The 16300-nt window shown below is 67.5% G+C and carries 14 protein-coding genes; 3 read left to right on the top strand and 11 right to left on the bottom strand.

Annotated elements, in window-relative coordinates; genetic code table 11:
* Positions 1–7 precede the first annotated feature (7 nt).
* The 9 genes from ACFXHA_RS12445 to ACFXHA_RS12405 form a co-directional block, all read right to left on the bottom strand.
* The gene (locus tag ACFXHA_RS12445; RefSeq protein ID WP_379355853.1) at positions 8–982 is read right to left on the bottom strand and encodes an MlaD family protein; all 975 of its coding nucleotides are present in this window, start codon (positions 980–982) and stop codon (positions 8–10) included.
* The gene (locus tag ACFXHA_RS12440) at positions 979–2037 is read right to left on the bottom strand and encodes an MlaD family protein (protein WP_379355851.1); all 1059 of its coding nucleotides are present in this window, start codon (positions 2035–2037) and stop codon (positions 979–981) included. Before ACFXHA_RS12440 ends, ACFXHA_RS12445 begins: the two co-directional genes overlap by 4 nt.
* A complete protein-coding gene (locus ACFXHA_RS12435; protein WP_379355849.1) occupies positions 2034–3134 on the bottom strand; it encodes an MlaD family protein in 1101 nt (366 codons plus the stop codon). Before ACFXHA_RS12435 ends, ACFXHA_RS12440 begins: the two co-directional genes overlap by 4 nt.
* Before the next feature lies 1 nt (position 3135).
* Positions 3136–4119, bottom strand: coding sequence for an MlaD family protein (locus ACFXHA_RS12430; RefSeq protein ID WP_379355847.1), 984 nt, complete (start codon positions 4117–4119; stop codon positions 3136–3138).
* Complete coding sequence (locus ACFXHA_RS12425; protein ID WP_379355845.1) at positions 4107–5129, bottom strand: MCE family protein; 1023 nt, start codon at positions 5127–5129, stop codon at positions 4107–4109. Before ACFXHA_RS12425 ends, ACFXHA_RS12430 begins: the two co-directional genes overlap by 13 nt.
* Positions 5126–6109 carry an MlaD family protein gene (locus ACFXHA_RS12420; RefSeq protein WP_379355843.1) on the bottom strand — a complete coding sequence of 328 codons (984 nt, stop codon included), beginning with the start codon at positions 6107–6109 and terminating at the stop codon, positions 5126–5128. Before ACFXHA_RS12420 ends, ACFXHA_RS12425 begins: the two co-directional genes overlap by 4 nt.
* A gap of 4 nt (positions 6110–6113) precedes the next feature.
* Positions 6114–6980 carry an MlaE family ABC transporter permease gene (locus tag ACFXHA_RS12415; protein ID WP_379355841.1) on the bottom strand — a complete coding sequence of 289 codons (867 nt, stop codon included), beginning with the start codon at positions 6978–6980 and terminating at the stop codon, positions 6114–6116.
* A complete protein-coding gene (locus tag ACFXHA_RS12410) occupies positions 6980–7828 on the bottom strand; it encodes an MlaE family ABC transporter permease (protein WP_379355839.1) in 849 nt (282 codons plus the stop codon). Before ACFXHA_RS12410 ends, ACFXHA_RS12415 begins: the two co-directional genes overlap by 1 nt.
* Before the next feature lie 175 nt (positions 7829–8003).
* Positions 8004–9689: a hypothetical protein gene (locus ACFXHA_RS12405; protein WP_379355837.1), complete on the bottom strand. Its 1686-nt coding sequence runs from the start codon at positions 9687–9689 to the stop codon at positions 8004–8006.
* Positions 9690–9983: 294 nt separating this feature from the next.
* On the opposite strand from ACFXHA_RS12405, the gene ACFXHA_RS12400 reads away from it, so the two are divergent.
* The 3 genes from ACFXHA_RS12400 (at position 9984) to ACFXHA_RS12390 (ending at position 12977) form a co-directional block, all read left to right on the top strand.
* Positions 9984–10982, top strand: coding sequence for an AraC family transcriptional regulator (locus tag ACFXHA_RS12400; protein WP_379355835.1), 999 nt, complete (start codon positions 9984–9986; stop codon positions 10980–10982).
* Positions 10983–11103: 121 nt separating this feature from the next.
* Positions 11104–12759: a GMC oxidoreductase gene (locus ACFXHA_RS12395; RefSeq protein ID WP_379355833.1), complete on the top strand. Its 1656-nt coding sequence runs from the start codon at positions 11104–11106 to the stop codon at positions 12757–12759.
* A 77-nt stretch (positions 12760–12836) separates the two neighbouring features.
* Complete coding sequence (locus ACFXHA_RS12390; RefSeq protein ID WP_379355831.1) at positions 12837–12977, top strand: hypothetical protein; 141 nt, start codon at positions 12837–12839, stop codon at positions 12975–12977.
* 434 nt (positions 12978–13411) lie between these two features.
* Here ACFXHA_RS12390 and ACFXHA_RS12385 read toward each other — a convergent pair whose 3' ends face one another.
* Positions 13412–15166, bottom strand: a complete 1755-nt coding sequence (locus ACFXHA_RS12385) for a DUF222 domain-containing protein (RefSeq protein ID WP_379355829.1) — start codon at positions 15164–15166, stop codon at positions 13412–13414.
* 72 nt (positions 15167–15238) lie between these two features.
* Positions 15239–16258 (bottom strand): nitroreductase family deazaflavin-dependent oxidoreductase, encoded by a 1020-nt coding sequence (locus ACFXHA_RS12380; protein WP_379355827.1) that lies wholly within the window; start codon positions 16256–16258, stop codon positions 15239–15241.
* Between the last annotated feature and the right edge of the window lie 42 nt (positions 16259–16300).

The following is a 16300-nucleotide window of genomic DNA, read 5'->3' as shown; positions in this document are numbered from 1 at the left end:
GTACGGATCATTTGACGGTGACCTGCAGTCGCAGCGACCCGTCGGGGCTGGTGGCGTGCAGGGCCTGACTGATGAGGCTGCCCAGATCCAGCTGTTGCAGGATCGGCGTCGCACTGGCGTAGAGCGGCGTGAGTAGCGGTGCGACGGGCCCGAGTTCGGGTCCGAGCTGCCGCACCCGGTCGGTGAGCTGTTTCAGGAACGGCACCAGGCCCAACTGGTGCTCCGGCCCGTCCGCGAGGAAGGAGTCGGGCATATCGCCCGCCCGGATGACCGCGGCGATGGAGGCCGCGACATCCGATACCCGGGGCCCGAAGTCGGCCCACGGCCCCGACGCACTCACCAATGCCGGTTCCGTCCAGTCCATATCGGTGGCCCGGGACTGCAGGGCCAGCAGCATCTGCCGGATCAGGTCGGTGCGGCTGATCAGGGTGGCGGCCAGCAGATCGGTGGCGCGGGAGAGTTCGGGGATCACCGCCTCGGTGCCGGACATGGCGCGGCCGAAGGTGTCCACGATCGAGGACAGGGCGGCCGGATCCAGCTGGTGCATCAGCTCGGTGGTGGTCTTGGCCACCTCGGGGATCGACATCGGGGCGGCAATCCTGGTGGCGCGCAAGGTCTGCCCATCGCGCAGGTAGGGGCCCGTGCCCGAGGTCGGCTCGAATTCGATGAAGGATTCCCCGAGCCCGGACAGTCCGTCGATCCGCACGGCGGCGGCCGCCGGGATCGGATAGCGGTCCGAGATCCGCAGGCCCACCCGCACGCCGTCGGTGTCATGGCTGATCGAAGTGACCTGCCCGACCTGCACTCCCGACAGCAGCACCTTCGAGCGCGGCAGCACCCCGCCGGACTTCGGAATGGTCATGGTGACGGTGAGGTCGTGGGCGAATGGCCGCACCCGGACCACGCCGACCGCGAGATAGACGCTCCCGGAAACCAGAATCACCAGGATGCTCGCCAGCGACAGCAGTGAACTCGGTTTCACCGGACCACTCCGATCATGCGCAGGGCCCGCACGATCGCGTCGATGCGATCGTCGGTGGAGGTGGGATCGTCACCGACGGTGACGCCGGTGACATCGACCTTCGCCCCGTACTGAACGAACGGAATCACCTTGTCGCGCAGCAACGCGACGAGACGCTCGAGGTTCGAAGGTGCGGTCAGGTCGAGCGGGTTGTGCGCCAGCAGCATCGGCACGAACGCGGTGGCGGCCGCGTCCCCGGCGCGCAGCAACGGCGCGAAACCGACCAGCGACTGGCCGATATCGCCGAGCGAGCCGACGATGCCGAGGGTGTTCACCAGCGCCTGCACATCGGCCGGAATATCGTGTGCGCCGCGCTCACTCAGCAGCGCGTTCAATTCGCGGGGGTTGTCGCGGACGGCGTCCAGGTCGGCCTGGAAGGCGTCGAGGAAGCGGTCGAGGACATCGAGATGCCCGGACAGGTCCTCCACATCGGTGCCGATGCGATTGAAGATCCGTGCGGTGTCGTGGGTGTCGGGCGGCAGCACCGCATTGGCCTGATCGATGATCTCCTGCATCTGGTGCAGCGCACCGCCGCCCACGAAGCTCGACAGCCCGACCAGCAGATCCTCCACCTGCAGTGCGGGTTTCGTCTGCCCCAGCGGAATGGTGCCGCCGGCGGGAATGGGGGCGGCGGCATCGCCCGGGGGAGTGGTGAGCCCGATGAACACATCGCCGAGGATGGTGTCCTGGCGCAACTGCGCGGTGGTGGTGGCGGGCAGTCGCACCGAATTCTCGATATCCACGATCGCGTCGATGCGGCCGGGACCCTCGGCAGACGGGTCGATCACCTGGACCGAGCGCAGGCTACCGATCCGCGCGCCATTGGCGACCACCTTGGCTTGCGCGGGCAGGTTGAGCGCGGTGGCGAACTGGATGTGGACGGGATAGGTCGGTCCGGGCACGGAGGCTCCCGGCACCGGGAACGCGGCGGGGTCGATGGCGCAGCTAGAGCACAGCCCCACCGCGACAGCGACAGTCGTGCAGACGACCGTGATGCGCATGGCTACGGTGCTCACCGGGCACCCGCCGCTCGCAAGACCAGCGGCACCAGATCCACACTCGCCAGACCGTTGTCGGCGGTGCGGCAGTGGCCCGGCAGCAGGGCCTCGACGGCCGCGCACACCTGCCCGGCGGTCTCGGCGGGCAACTGCACGCGGGGCGGTGCGTAGCCGACCTTCACCTGCCCGGTCGCCGGATCCACGAACTGCCCGAACGCCGACACCACCGCCGGAATCATCTCCAGAAGCTGTCGCAGGGAAGCGATTCCGGCCGACAACAGCTGCAGTTTCGGCACCGCGGCATCGAGACCGTTGAGGATCGAGCGCCCGTACTTGTGCGCGATCGTGTTGAACCACGGCATGATCACCAGCAGCGAGTCGACGATATCGACGGTCTTGCCCCACACCGAGTTGATGAATCCGATGCCCTCGTTGGCTTGGGTGAGCGCCACTTTGATGTCGTCCCAATTGAGCGCGACGCTGGAGGCCAGAGCGGCGAAGGCGTCGAGCGCCGCGCCCAGATGGCTGATGGCGGCATCGGGGTGATCCAGAGCCGTGCCGAGATCCTTGATGAGCTGGTTCAATTGCGGCCCGGTGCCGGAGGTGGCCTGATCGAGGGCACGCACCCCGTCGCGCAGCCGATTCGCCTGGCCGGGGTCGCCGTCGCCATTGAGCCGACCGGCGAGGGTGGAGAACGCTTCGAGGGTCTGGGTGATGCTCTTGGGGGTGAATGTCTTGGTGATGCAGGTGCTCTCGGGCCAGCGGTCGGGGGATGCGTTGTCGCCCAGCACCTCCAGATCCCGGTCGGCGACCAGCGTGTCCGACACGGTGGTGGCGGAGACCGCGCCATGTAGCGGGTGTGCGGCGTCGACGGTGAAACGCACTCGCACCGTGCCGTTCTCGGGCGTCACCCCGGTCACCGAACCGACCGGAAGACCGAGCATGGTGACGTGATTGCCGGGATACAGGCCGATGGAGTCGGGCATGATCGCGCAATAGGCGATGGTCTTCTTCATCGGGTCGAAGGTGAGCAGATATCCGGCGACGGCGACGAGGATCGCCAGCGCGACACCGGCCGCGGTGACGAAGCCCTGGGAGGCGAACAGGCGTCTCATCTCAGCACTCCCGTCCGGGCAGCGGGATACACACGTCAGGGGCGGCAACGGTGATGCCGGACTGGTCTACCGTCACGCCGGTGCCGGCCGCGGCCTGCAACCGAGACTTGATGTCGCCCAGGCTGTTCAGAGCCTGATCGAAGCGTTTGCCCAGATCTTCCAGCTGCGGCACCGCCGCCTCGAGCTGGTCGGCGAGGGGCTCGAGTTCGTCGTGCCAGGCCGGTTCGATTCCGGCGATGCGGGCCAGCAGTTGCGCGGTGACGGTGAGCGCGGTGGCGATCTCGGCCTTCTTGGCCAGGCCGTCGGTCTCGAGCGAACCGATCTTGCGGATGAAGGTGCCCAGCAGCGAACGGTTGCCGTTCACGGCGGTCAGGTATTCGTCCATCACGGTCACCGCGCGCGAGACGTCGGTGTTCTGCCGGTTGATCAATCCCACCAGGCCCTGCACGGCGGTGCCCATGCGCCGCAACGCATCCGGGCTGTCGGTGAGCGAGTTCTGCAGGGCGTCGAAGTTCTTGCGCAGCGTATCGCCGTCGATCTGCTGGATGGGGGCGGTCGCATCCTGCAGCGTGCGAACCAGACTGTAGGGGAGGCGAATTCGATCGGCGGGAATCGGCGTGCTGCCCAGCGGCTGGTCCCCGGCCGGGAACGCCGCGACATAGTGGCCGCCGACCACCGTCAGCATGCGCACCTCCAGGGTGGTCCGATCGCCCAGGAAAATGTTGTCGTTGAGGGTGAAGGTCATGCGCACCCGATCCGGCCGCAACTCCAGGGATTTCACCGAGCCGACGTGAATGCCCGCGATGCGGATCTCGTCCCCGGCCCGCACCGAGCGGGCCTCGCTCAGATCGGCGGTATAGGTGGCCTTGCCCAGCGGCAGCACATACACCGCGGCTGCGGCGATCAGCAGCACGACCAGCACCGCCGCACCGTAGAGGCCGAACCGCAGTTCCCGGGATGCGTTGGCGGGCTTCAGCTTCGACATATCGACACCCGCTGTCCGCTGATCAGTACCGAGAACGGCGCGGGTACCTCGGCGAGGCCCTTGGAGCAGCCGAGCTTGATCTGCCCGGCCGTGGGTCCGGCGGGCGGCAGCAGGTTCGCCATCGACTGCAGCAGGCCCGGCAGCCGCCCTAGAACGTCCAGCGCTTGGTTCGGATCGGGGAACAACAGCTGTAGATCCTTCTCCAGGTCCGGATTCGAATTCTCGGTCATGCCCAGGGTTTCCAGCAGGCTGTCCAGTGGCGCCAGCGCCGAGGGCGCGACCGCCGCGAAGTGCAGCAGCCCGTCGAGTTCGGTGCGGAAGGAGGTGAACACATCCGCGATGCCGCGCAGCAGGGTCACCAATTGCGGTGACTTGCCGCCGATCTGATCGGAGATGGCCTGCAGATTCGACAGGATCAGCGACAGCACCGCCTGCTTGTCGCTGACATAGCGGCTGAGCTGCTCGAAAGCGTCCAATGCCGGCCCGATGCCGTGGCCGTCGCCCTGGATCACGGCCAGCACGCTCGTGGTGAACTGGTTGAGGGCATCGGGTGAGAACTCCCGCAGTACCGGCTGCAGTCCGTTGAACAGCTGGGTGATGTCGAAGGAGGGGACCGTCCGTTCGGCGGGCACGGTGGCTCCGGGTGCGAGCCGGTCACCGGGTGAATCCGGTTGCCGCACATCGATATACCGCTGGCCGGTGAGCGTCTGATAGCGGATCGCCAGGCCACTGGCCGTATAGAACGGCCGGTCCCGGCTCACCGTGAAACTCACGGCCGCCCGCGTCCCGTGCAACGCGATCTCGGTGACCTTGCCGACCTGCACGCCGAACATGCGCACATCGTCACCGGTCTTCAGGCCGCTCACATCGGTGAATTCGGCCTTGTACGAGACGGTTTCGCCGCTCACCGGGCGCTCGATCGCCGCGATCACCACCACCAGCAGCACGATCATGGCCGCCGCGAACGCGCTCAAACGCCACAGCACGCCACCCGTACCCGGCCGCTTCATCGCCCGGCTCCCAACAGGTTCACGGCCACTCGCAGGGCGGGCCCGTCCGGGGTGTCGGCGAACATGCGCTGCACCCGGTCGATGGTCTCGGTGAGCTGCGCGTGTGAAGCCGCCGGATCCGGGACCGTATCCGCCAGCGCCTGCACGACCGGCGCGAGCGGATCGGTGAAGCCGCCGAAATTCTGGTAGACGGTGTCGAAGGTCGAGCCCAGACCCCTGAGCACGCCTTCGCGCAGCATGGTGATCGAGGCGTCGTAGCGCCCTCGATCCTGCTGGAAGATCTCGATATCCATGATGGCCTTGGCCAATTTGAACGTCGCCGAAGTGAAGGCGCCGAACCCGTGGAAGAACCCGGCGTACTGACCCAGCAGATACGAGGACGGGTATTGCTGGGTGTCGGCCACCGTCCGGCTCAAGGTCACCACCGCGCGCAGCACCGGGGTGAAGGCGTGCAGGTCGGTGCCGACCTGGGTGAGCAGAGCGGCCAGCTGCGGCGTCAGCACCTCGGTGGAGGTCTGGGTGAGTGAACGCAGCAGCGCGCCCATCGTCACATCGCTGACCCGACCGGCCATATCGATCAGCTGGCCGTTGCGCAGCGGGCTGCCGCCGGGCGCACCGTGTACGGCCACGGTGCTGATGCCGAACAGGTTCTCCGGGGCGTAATCCACGGTGAGCGTGTCGGTGAGGCCGCGGGTCTGCGCCGGATCCAGATCCAGGGTCAGCAGCTGCCGGCCCGCCTCGGGCCGCACCTCGGCGATGCGGCCGATGGCCACGCCGTCGAAGCGCACCGAGGTGCCGGGCGTGATGCCCTCCCCGATCTGCTCGGTACGCAACTGGATTCGCAGTCGCGGACCGGTGGCGCGCTGGTCGAGGATCGACCACGCCACGACGGCGAGAACGATCAGCAGTACGGCGAGCACCCCGAGGAGGCGAGATCTGCCGGGGCCGGTGCGTACGCCGGGAATCGCATAGTTGGGCATAGACCTATCCGGGGAATTCGATCGCGGAATTGATGCCCCACAGCAGCAGGGTCAGCACCATGTCCAGGCCGATGATGGCCACGAAACTGGCGCGCACCGCGCGACCGGAGGCGATACCGACACCCTCCGGCCCGCCCGCGGCGAAGAAGCCGTAGTAGCAGTGGATCAGGATCACCGCGACACCGAACACGAGGATCTTCACGACCGCCGCGAGAATGTCGTAGCCGCTGGTGAACTGGAAGAAATAGTGGTCGTACACGCCCGCGGCCTGACCGTGCAGCAGCACGATCACCGTCGAACACGCCAGGTAGGACAGGATCAGCGAGATCAGGAAGGTCGGCACGATGGCCACCGCGCCCGCGATCACCCGGGTGCTCACCACGAACGGCACCGACCGCAGACCGAGCGATTCCAGCGCGTCGATCTCCTCGGAGATCCGCATGGCCCCGATCTCGGCGGTCATCCGGCACCCGGCCTGCGCCGCGAACCCGACCGCCGCGGCGATCGGGCCGAGCTCACGGGTATTGGCGAACGCCGACACCACGCCCGACACCGAGCCCAGGCCGATCAGATTCAAGGCGGTGAAGGCTTGGATGCCGACGCCCGCGCCGATCGACAGGCCCAGCACCACCAGCATGGGGACGGTGCCGCCGCCGACGATCAGCGAGCCACGGCCCCAGGTCATATCGGTGATCGCGCGCAGCGTCTCGCCGCGATAGCGGCGCAGCGTCAAAGGGATTCCGGCCAGGGCCTGCAGGACGAAGCCCAGCATGAACCCGGCATTCTCCAGCGGAGCCAGCAGGCGGCCCCGGTTGCGGGTGAGCCGATTGATGGTCCGAAGCCCCTGGGGCACATACGGTGTCGCGGTCATCACGCCACCCGCATCGGCAGGAACATGGCCACGAACTGGGTGAAGACCAGATTCATCACGATGATCGCGGCGACCGACAGCACCACCGCCGCGTTCACGCCATCGGCCACCCCGCGCGGCCCGCCGCGTGCCTCCAGCCCGCGCTGGCAGGCCACGATCACCACGACGAAGCCGAAAACTACTGCCTTGCCGAGGGAGATCCACACATCGGTCACCACCGTGAACGCGCCGAAGGTCGCCCAGTAGCTGCCCGGGGTCACATTCTGCGCGCCGATGGCCACCACGTATCCGGCGATCACACCGACGAAGATGACGAGAATATTGAGCAGCGGAGCGACCAGGACCATGGCCGCCACCCGTGGAATCACCAGGCGGCGTACGGGATCGATGCCCATCACCCGTAGCGCGTCGATCTCCTCGCGCACCGTGCGTGCGCCCAGATCGGAGGCGATGGCCGAGGCGCCCGCGCCGCCGAGGAGTAGTCCGGTGGCGATGGGTGCGCCCTGTTGGATGACGCCGAGCCCACCCGCCGCGCCGATGAGCGAATCCGCTCCCAACTGATGAATGAGGTTGCCCACCTGGACCGAAACCACGACCCCGAACGGCACCGCCATCAGAATCGCCGGAATCGCGGTCACGGTGATGAGATACCAAGCCTGGGAGAGCATTTCGCGCCACTGGAAGCGGCGGGCCAGCAGGTCGGTGACACCGCCGTGCAGCGCCTCCGCGCCCAGATCGACCGTCCGCCCGAAGGTGCGCAGGCTCGCCACCGCGATCCCGCTGACATTCGCGCGCAGGATCCCCACGGCCGTGACCGGTGATGGGACGAGAGGGTCCGCATCGGGCATCTACTGATTCCTCCCTGCGCCTGCCGCGCCGGCGAGTGTGAAATCTCCCGGGGGTTAAGGCTTTTCTGAACGCTATGCAGCGGCGGAACCGCTGCCCATGGCACCGCCGGACAGGCGGTTGACAGTTTCCGTCGGCGGGTTCTGTCGGTGGCCTGCAGTTGGGGGCTCGGTGAACTCAGGAGGCGAGCGTGACCGAGGCCAGCGTGGTCCGGACGAACTCGGTCAGGTGCGCCGCGATCGGTTCCGGACTGCCGTCGGTGCGCGGATCCGCTCCGGCCGCCAGATCGCAGTGCAGGTAGCCGGGGAACCAGTGCACATTCTGTTCCGGGTACACGCCCAGCCTGGCGATCACCTGCGTGAAGCTGGACCCGCCCATCAGATTCACGAAAGGCAGTCGGGCAGCGCCCCGTTCGTGCCGGATCGGCGCGAGCGAACCGGTCCGGCACCCGGCCATGGCGGCGAAGGCGTCCAGCGGCTGGCGGACCGGGAAGTAGTCCTCGAACACATTGAGCCGCCCACCGGCCAAGATCCCGGCCAACTCGGCGAGGCTGACCACCTCGCTCTCGCCGGTGGCGGCAGCGATCCCCGTGCGCGTGAATTGTGCTGGGGCGTCCGGGGTTCCGCAGCGGTCGTAGTCGCGCCAGCGGTAGAGGGTCTCGAAGGACGTCGGGCTGTAGCGCGGAGCGGTACCGCACGCGGCCTGGTACAGCGGCCGCACACCGGGCGTCTGGCCGGCCTCGAAGGAGAGCGGGAAGGTGCGGGGCGCGACCTCCGCGCTGTCGAGAGTGCCGCAACTCATCGACAGGATGGCGAAATTGACCGAGGTGTGCGCACCGCCGAGCAACCCGAGCACCGCCTGATTGGTCAGCCGCAGTTTGCGGTAATCCGGTGTACCGGTGAGGAATTCACGCCACGTACGGGCGGTCGAGCCGCGCACGATCAGATCCGGGGTGCCCCGTTCGGGCAGCAGCCGCAGAATGTCGGACTCCTCGTCCGGGGCCAGGGTCGCGGCCGCGCCCACCGCGGCCACGATCGCGAAGGTCTCCGCATTGCCCCAACCGCCCTTCAGGAAGGCGGTGCTGTTGGGCGCGAGCCGCCGCCGCATGAGCGCCGGACCCCGCTCGGCCGCCCGGGCCAGCACGCCCAGCGGTCCGGCCAGCGCCCGCCGCCGCTCCAGCCGCAGCGGATCCAAATGCGTGACGGTGTCGAGCGCGATCAGCCCCGCGATCTGCTCGTGCCCCGGACGGCCGTCGAAATCCCAGGCCGCATAGGTGCCCGCCTGGATCCCGCCCAGCGAATGCCCGCCCAGGAACACCTTCTGCGCGCGGGTATCGGCATCCGGGATCTCCCGGCACAACACCGCGTGCGTGTCCTCGACCGTGCGGGCGGAACCGAATTCGGACAGGAAGCCGAGGTCGCGGTCGCGGCGGAAACCGTCGAAGGTGCGGCCGCCGACCCGCTTTCCTCCGTAGAGGTAGTCGAAGGCCAGGTGGTAGTCGCCCTCGGCCATCGCCACTTCGATTGCGGAGTGGTCCTCGACCCCGTTGGCCCGCCGATCCAGTACCCACACCTCGGCGCGAATCCCGGCCGCGGCCAGATTGCGAACGGTATTGCGGCCCAGCGGCTGCAACGACCGAGCCCCGGCGATGGCCCCGGGCAGCAGCACGATCACGGCATCGGCCTGGGACGGATCATCCGGCGCGGCCACCGCTCTGACCCGCAAATGCCGCAGCTGATCGCACTCGGCCGGATGCGCCGGCGCTCCGTCCGGCAGCGGGACCTGGTGCGTCACCATGCTCAGTCGGATGCCGTCGCGGATCTCCAGTTCTGCTTCGATACGTGTCATCTCGGTGCGTGTCATCGCTCAACCTCCCCATAGCTGTTCTCGAGTGCACTGCGATCCTCGAGTGGGTCGGCGTCAGATTAGGGAGATGAGCGAGAATCCAGGCCTGACCAGGACGAAAGCGGCAGAAACGGCGAAAGTGGTGGCGGCGGGAGTCAACCGGACCGAAATTACCGCTAACCTGCGGCACACTTATCCGTGTAAGTTGTGCCACATTGGCGGGCCGGGAGTCGATGCGGGCCGGGAGTCGATGAGGACAACGCGCACATGTTCGACTGGGATTTATCGAGGAACACCTCCAGCGTTCACATCATGACGCGGATCGCGGAGGAACGCGGGATGCCGGCGACGGCATGCCTGGCGGGCACCGGGTTGCTGCCGGAGGCGGTGATCGATCCGAATGCCACGGTGACCGCCCGCCAGGAACTCACGGTGGTGCGGAACCTGCTCGCCCGCTTCGGCCACGAGGCCGGGCTGGGCGTGGAAGCTGGCAGCAAATACCACATCTCGCTCTACGGACCGTGGGGTCTGGCTATGCTCTCGAGCCGCACCTTGCGTGATTCGGTCGAGGTGGCGCTGCGGTACGTGGGGCTCGCCTTCGCGTTCGGGCAACTGGAATTCGAGGAGACCGAGACCGAGGCGCGCCTGGTCCTCGACGACACCGAGGTGCCCGCCGACGTCCGCGGCTTCCTCACCGAGCGGGTGATGACCGGCATCCAGATGCTGGCGCGGGAACTGTTCACCGGGGGAGTCCCGGTGTCGCGCATGACCTTCCGGCATCACGGGCCCGCCGACACCGGGCGCTATCGGGAGGTCTTCGGCCTGGAACCCGAATTCGACGCACCCCGCAACGAATTCGTATTCGACGCGGCCTATCTGGATGTGCCACTGCCCCAAGCCAACGAGTGGGCGCGCAGCACCTGCGAGCAACTCTGTCGCGACCTGCTGGTCCGCCGTCAGGCGCGCACCGGGGTGGCGGGGGAGGTCCGCGACCTACTGGTCCGCGATCCGGGCCGGATCCCCGATCAGGTCGCGGTCGCCGCCGAGCTGTTCATCAGCCCGCGCACCTTGTCGCGGCGGCTGGCCGAGGAGGGCACCTCCTTCCGGGCGTTGCTCGACGAGGTGCGCCAGATGCTGTCGGAAGAACTGCTCGACCACACCGATATGACCACCGAACAGGTCGCCGCGCGCCTGGGCTACGCGGAAGCCGCCTCGTTCATCCGGGCCTTCCGGCGCTGGAAAGGCTGCCCGCCGCAGGAATACCGCGCCCGTCACGGCCGCGCCCCGGCACGGGTACTCGAACCGGCATAACCCGTTCGAACGATTGGCGTTTCAGACAAGAAATGTCAATCGCCCGACCGCGACGGCCCTGTTCGCAGTGGCCCGCGCACCGATAGCGTCCCCGGGACATCGGCTGCGCGGAGGTTGCGACGTGGAAAATTCCCAGACCGGGAACAAGGACTTCGAGGCCGACGGCTCCGACGATATCGGTAGTGACGACACGGGTGGTGACGACCCGGGCTTCGACTTCGACTGGCTCGTCGTCGGCAGCGGATTCGGGGCCAGTGTCAGCGCATTACGCCTGTCCGAGAAGGGATATCGGGTCGGCATCCTCGAACAGGGCCGCCGCTTCGCCGACACCGACTTCGCCGAGCGCGCCACCCAGCTGGGCAGATTCCTGTGGCTGCCGAGCCTCGGCCTGCGCGGCATCCTGCGGCTCGCGCCCTACCGGCACGCCATGGTGCTGGCCGGGGTCGGCGTCGGCGGCGGCAGCCTGGTCTACGCCAACACCATGTACCAACCGCAGGGCGACGAGTTCTACCGGCATCCGCAATGGGGCGAATTGGCCGACTGGCGAGCGGAATTGGCGCCACACTTCGATACCGCGCGACGCATGTTCGGGGTCGAGGCATATCAGGGTGAGCGGCCGGTCGACGGACTCATGCGCGAGCTGGCGCTCGAACTCGGTGTGCCGCACGGGTATCGGCATACACCGACCGCCGTCTACTTCGGTGAGAGCGGAAAAACGGTGCCCGACCCCTACTTCGATGGGGTAGGACCCGCTCGCACCGGATGTGTGCGGTGCGGGCAATGCATGCTCGGATGCCGGTACGGGGCGAAGAACAGCCTGCCGAAGAACTACCTGTGGCTGGCCGAGAAAGCCGGTGCCACCGTCGTTCCCGAACTCAAGGTGGTCGACATCGTCCCGGTCGGTGACCGCTCCGGGGCCTGCGGCTACCGAGTTCGCGCACACCGGCCGGGGCTCTTACGCCGTGGTGTCCGGGAATTCACCGCTCGCGGCATCGTGGTCGCGGCCGGTGCCCTCGGCACCAACGAACTACTGGCCGCCTGCAAACGCCGTGGCTCCCTGCCCGACCTGTCCGACCGGCTCGGAGACGTGGTGCGCACCAACGACGAATCCATCCCCGCCGCCACCACATCGGTCCGAGACTCCGACTACCGCAGCGACATCGCCATCACCTCCAGCATCTTCCTCGACGACCACACCCACATCACCAACAACACCTACGGCGACGGCGGCAGCCTCCTGGCCCTCACCTACGGCCCCGCCACCACCGCTGTTACCACCGCCGGTCGCTGGTCCCAATTCCTCCGCTCTTACCCCGGCTACCTCCTTCAACTCCTCCGCACCCGCCAATGGTCCCGCCGCACCATCATCTTCACCGTCATGCGCGGCACCGACGTATCCCTGCGTCTGCGAAGAGGATTCGGCCCCGGCCGCCTCCAAACCGAATCCACCGCCCCACCACCCGAAGGCACCTCGGCCGTAGACATCGCCCGCCGGATCTCCACCCTCGCCGCCCGCCAAATGAACGGCCGACCCCTCGCCTCCCTCGGCGAAACCCTCGGCTCCGCACCCATGACCGCCCACTTCCTCGGCGGCGCCGTCATCGGCCGTGACCCCGCCTCCGGCGTAATCGACCGCCACCACCGAGTCTTCGGCTACACCAACCTCCTGATCTGCGACGGCTCCGCAGTCCCCGCCAACGTCGGCGTCAACCCCAGCCTCACCATCTGCGCCATGACCGAAGCCGCCATGTCCCACATCCACCCCGCCAACCCGTAGCCCGAAAAGCCAAGAGCCGAAAAGACAAAAGCTCAAAGACAAAGACGGCCAGGAGGAGGAGTAACAAGGTGGCCGGGTTGAGCTCGCCCACCACCGGCCCCAGCCCCCTCACCGACCGGCCGCGCATCGACTCGGTGCGGATGTCAAAGAACAAGAACAACAACGAAAAACAAGAACCAGGTGCGCGGACGCCGTTGCTGCGCGGGCAGGCGGCGTAGCCGCGTTTACGGATCCGCTGGCAGGGGTGGGTGGGTGGGTGGGGCACCCGAGGTGGACCGACCGTTCTGTGGGCAATCGCTGCGCTGTGGAGTTGTCAAAGAACCTCGAGATTGTCGCCGAAGGCGCACTGCCCGATGGTTTTCGTCGAGTGGCACATTCCGGAGGGGTTTTGGGTGATTTGCCCGAGAAAATGTGCCACTCGGCGACCAGGGCGACGGGGGTGGAGAGTCCTACCGGGAGATTTCGGCGTTGTTGTGTTGTTTTGTCTTGTTCTGTTTTGTTTTGTCTCGAGAAGGTGATGCGTGCAGTCCGTGGGCCGGGATCGGCGGGTCACGGCTCCCAACTTGGCGTCAGCCCAAGTGCGGTAGGGCAGGCGACGTAACCACACTTCCCCTGCCCTGCGAACGCCAGCTGTACACCGGCCGTCCGGGTTTCACGCCACCCGTGAACCCCACTGCCGGCAACTGGAATCCACCGCAGCGGCAACCAACGCCCCCAAGTGATGACGCTGGTTGACCTTCGGCGTGCCGGTCGGATCCACGTGCTTGGGGGCGATCCAGCCGCAGCGGCCGGGGTGGGCCGAGTCCTTGTCCATGACTACGGTTTTCCAGCCGTCGACCGAGTCGTTGACCAGGGCGTGACAGTGATCGCACGCCAGAGCGAGATTCGACAGATCCGTCGGGCCACCGTCGGCCCAGTCGACGATGTGGTGGACCGCGCACATCGAGGCAGGAGCATCACAGCCGGGGCGGGTGCAGCCCTTGTCCCGCGCGATCAGGGCGAGGCGCTGCCCCGGGGAGGCGAGGCGCTTGCCTCGGCCCAGGAACAGCGGGATCCCGTGCGGGTCAAGGACTGCCAGGACGGGGCGGGTACCTGCAGCCATCTTCAGGGCTTCGTTGATGGACACGTGCCCGCCGGTCGCGGTGGATGCCAGACCCGCACCACGCTCGAGGTCGGCGAGGCTCATGGTGAGGATGACCTGGGTCTTGAGGCCACGGTGCTGGCCGAACGTGGCGGCAGCGCCGAAGGATTCACCGAATGCGGCTGCTGCACCCAAGGACTCGCCATATCCCGCGGCGGAGGAGGTATCGGTTGCGCCGACGACGCCAGCCGAGGTCGCAGACCCACCGGCCGCAGCAATCAAACCGACGGCCGCACCGGTCGCAGTCACCGAGTTACCGGGCGCGCCAGGCACAGCCGAGGTGTCCGGTGCAGCAGTCGCGGCCGCCGTGTTGCCGGATGTTCCCGACGCGGCCACCACGTGGCCACGCGTGCCAGCCACAGCCACCGAGGTGCCGGGCATGGCGACACGCTTGCCGGTGGACGGGACCGGCTGCAGCAGGGCGAACAGGGCATCGTGGGTGCGCTGACCCGCGTCACGACGATCACGACGCGCAGCCGCCTCCAACACCTTCGAGTCGAACGACTTCGCCGACAGCGCAAGCGGTTCGAGGTCGTCGATGTTGCACATGCCCGGGCGGGCGTACTTGGCGAAGAAGGCGTCCAGGTAGGCGCGCAGTTCTGGGGTCAGCCAGCCCTCGATCTTGGACATGCCGTCCACACCTGCGCGACCCAGGGTGAGGGCGCGACGGCGGCGGCGGTCGGCGTCGGAGATGACTGTGCCGTCGGGGTCGAGGCGGGCGAGGATTTCGCGGCCCATTTTGGGGAGGTCGTCGGGCCCGCCGGTCAGGCAGTGTTCGACGAGGTGTTGCTCGATCTCGGCGTACGCTTCGGCGGCGGTGTCGGCGGGCAGGTGGGTCATGACGTCGACGATGTTGCGGGTGTGGTCGCGGGAGATCGCGCCCGACTCGTAGGCTTCCGCGGTCGCGGACAGAGTATCGCCGCGAGGGTTGCCGGTGATGTCGAGGAGGTCGCCGCAGGACTGGGCGATCCTCACGCGGCCGGCGGCGTCGTAACGCGACAGGCTCAACGTTTGACGGAGGAATTCCTTCGCCGAACCGGTGCCGGTGGATTGCGGCAGGTCACGTTCGGTGACGGCGATGATCAGGCGTGAATCCAGCGCCGACAGTTGACGTTTACAAGTTTCCAACTGGCGCAGGGCTTCCACGAAATCGGTGTCGCTCAGCACGGCGAGGCCGTTGTCGTGCACGGTGTTCGAGAAGTCCTGCACCGCGGTCACCAGGGCGGTGATGCCGCTGTTGTCGAGTGATTCCCCCTTCGAATGCATGTGCTAATTCTACCGCCGCACAAGATCCCTGGGAACCCGAAATGTCCTGTATGGCAGCACTATTCGAGAAATCTAGGCCGTGACGAGGTCGGCTACGAGTACCTGGACCAGACGGGTGTAGCGGCGGGCGCGAGCCGGAAGGTCGGTGGCGCCGGCGGCGTCTACGAGCCGGGGGTTTTTGAAGGGGACCGTGCGGTGGCGGTACGTGGCGGAGCCGCCGTCCGCGGCGAGGATGTTGCGGACCCAGTCAGTGTTGGTGCCGTAGGGGAGCGGGATTATCAGGAGAGAGTCGTCGTAGTGGGCGACGACGGGGGTAGTGAAGGGGGTGCCGGATTTGCGGCCGCGATGGTGGATCAGGCTGTAAGGCGGGAGTTTTCCGGCGTAGAGGCGAGCCAGGCGGTTGGTGACGCGGCGGTTGAAGGCGGGTAGCCAGGAGGGGGTGATCCCGTCGCCGGTCGACGTGTCGCGCAGCCGGCGTAAGGGGCCGCGCCGCCAGGTTTCCGGTTCGGGTTCGATGCCGAAGGTCATGAGCAGCATGGCGAGCATGTCGTAGTGGCCGACCAGCATGCACAGGTCGACCAGTTGGGCGTGCGAAAGATGTTGGGACAGCGCCGCACTGGTCGGTTCGCTGATCATCCGGTCGGCGCAGAGTTCGTCGACCGCGAGCAGCAACAGCCGCTGGGCCGGTGTCCACCCGGGTGCGTCCGGGCCGTGGGTGACGCGCTCCACTGTCTCCAACGACAGCCCGCTGAAGCGCGACGCGTACACGTGGTGATGCCATTCGTAGCGGGCGCGCGCATTCCACGCCGTGCGCAGCGTCGCCAGCTCGCAGTCGACGCGAGTCAGCTTGCTGCGCAACACGACCCGCAGCCCGAGCGGGGCGTAGCACAAAGCCATCGCCCCGCTCAGCCCCATCACCTCGAGCAGCTTGACCCGTCCGCCGCCGCCGATCCCGCCCCCGGCGCGGGATGCCAGCCAGGTGAACGTGTGCGTGCTGCGGAACCGTCCGAGCTCGGGAGCCAGCTCGGCGCGAGCGCCCCGCCAGTGCGGCGAGGCGTCGAGTCGAGCCGCGACATCGGATTTGATTGCCACGGCGATTCCTTCGTGAGAGATGGGTGCGGCCGAAGCCGAGTG

The sequence above is a fragment of the Nocardia sp. NPDC059240 genome, from assembly GCF_042753865.1.
GTDB lineage: Bacteria > Actinomycetota > Actinomycetes > Mycobacteriales > Mycobacteriaceae > Nocardia.
This window is presented reverse-complemented; position numbering and strand designations above follow the sequence as displayed.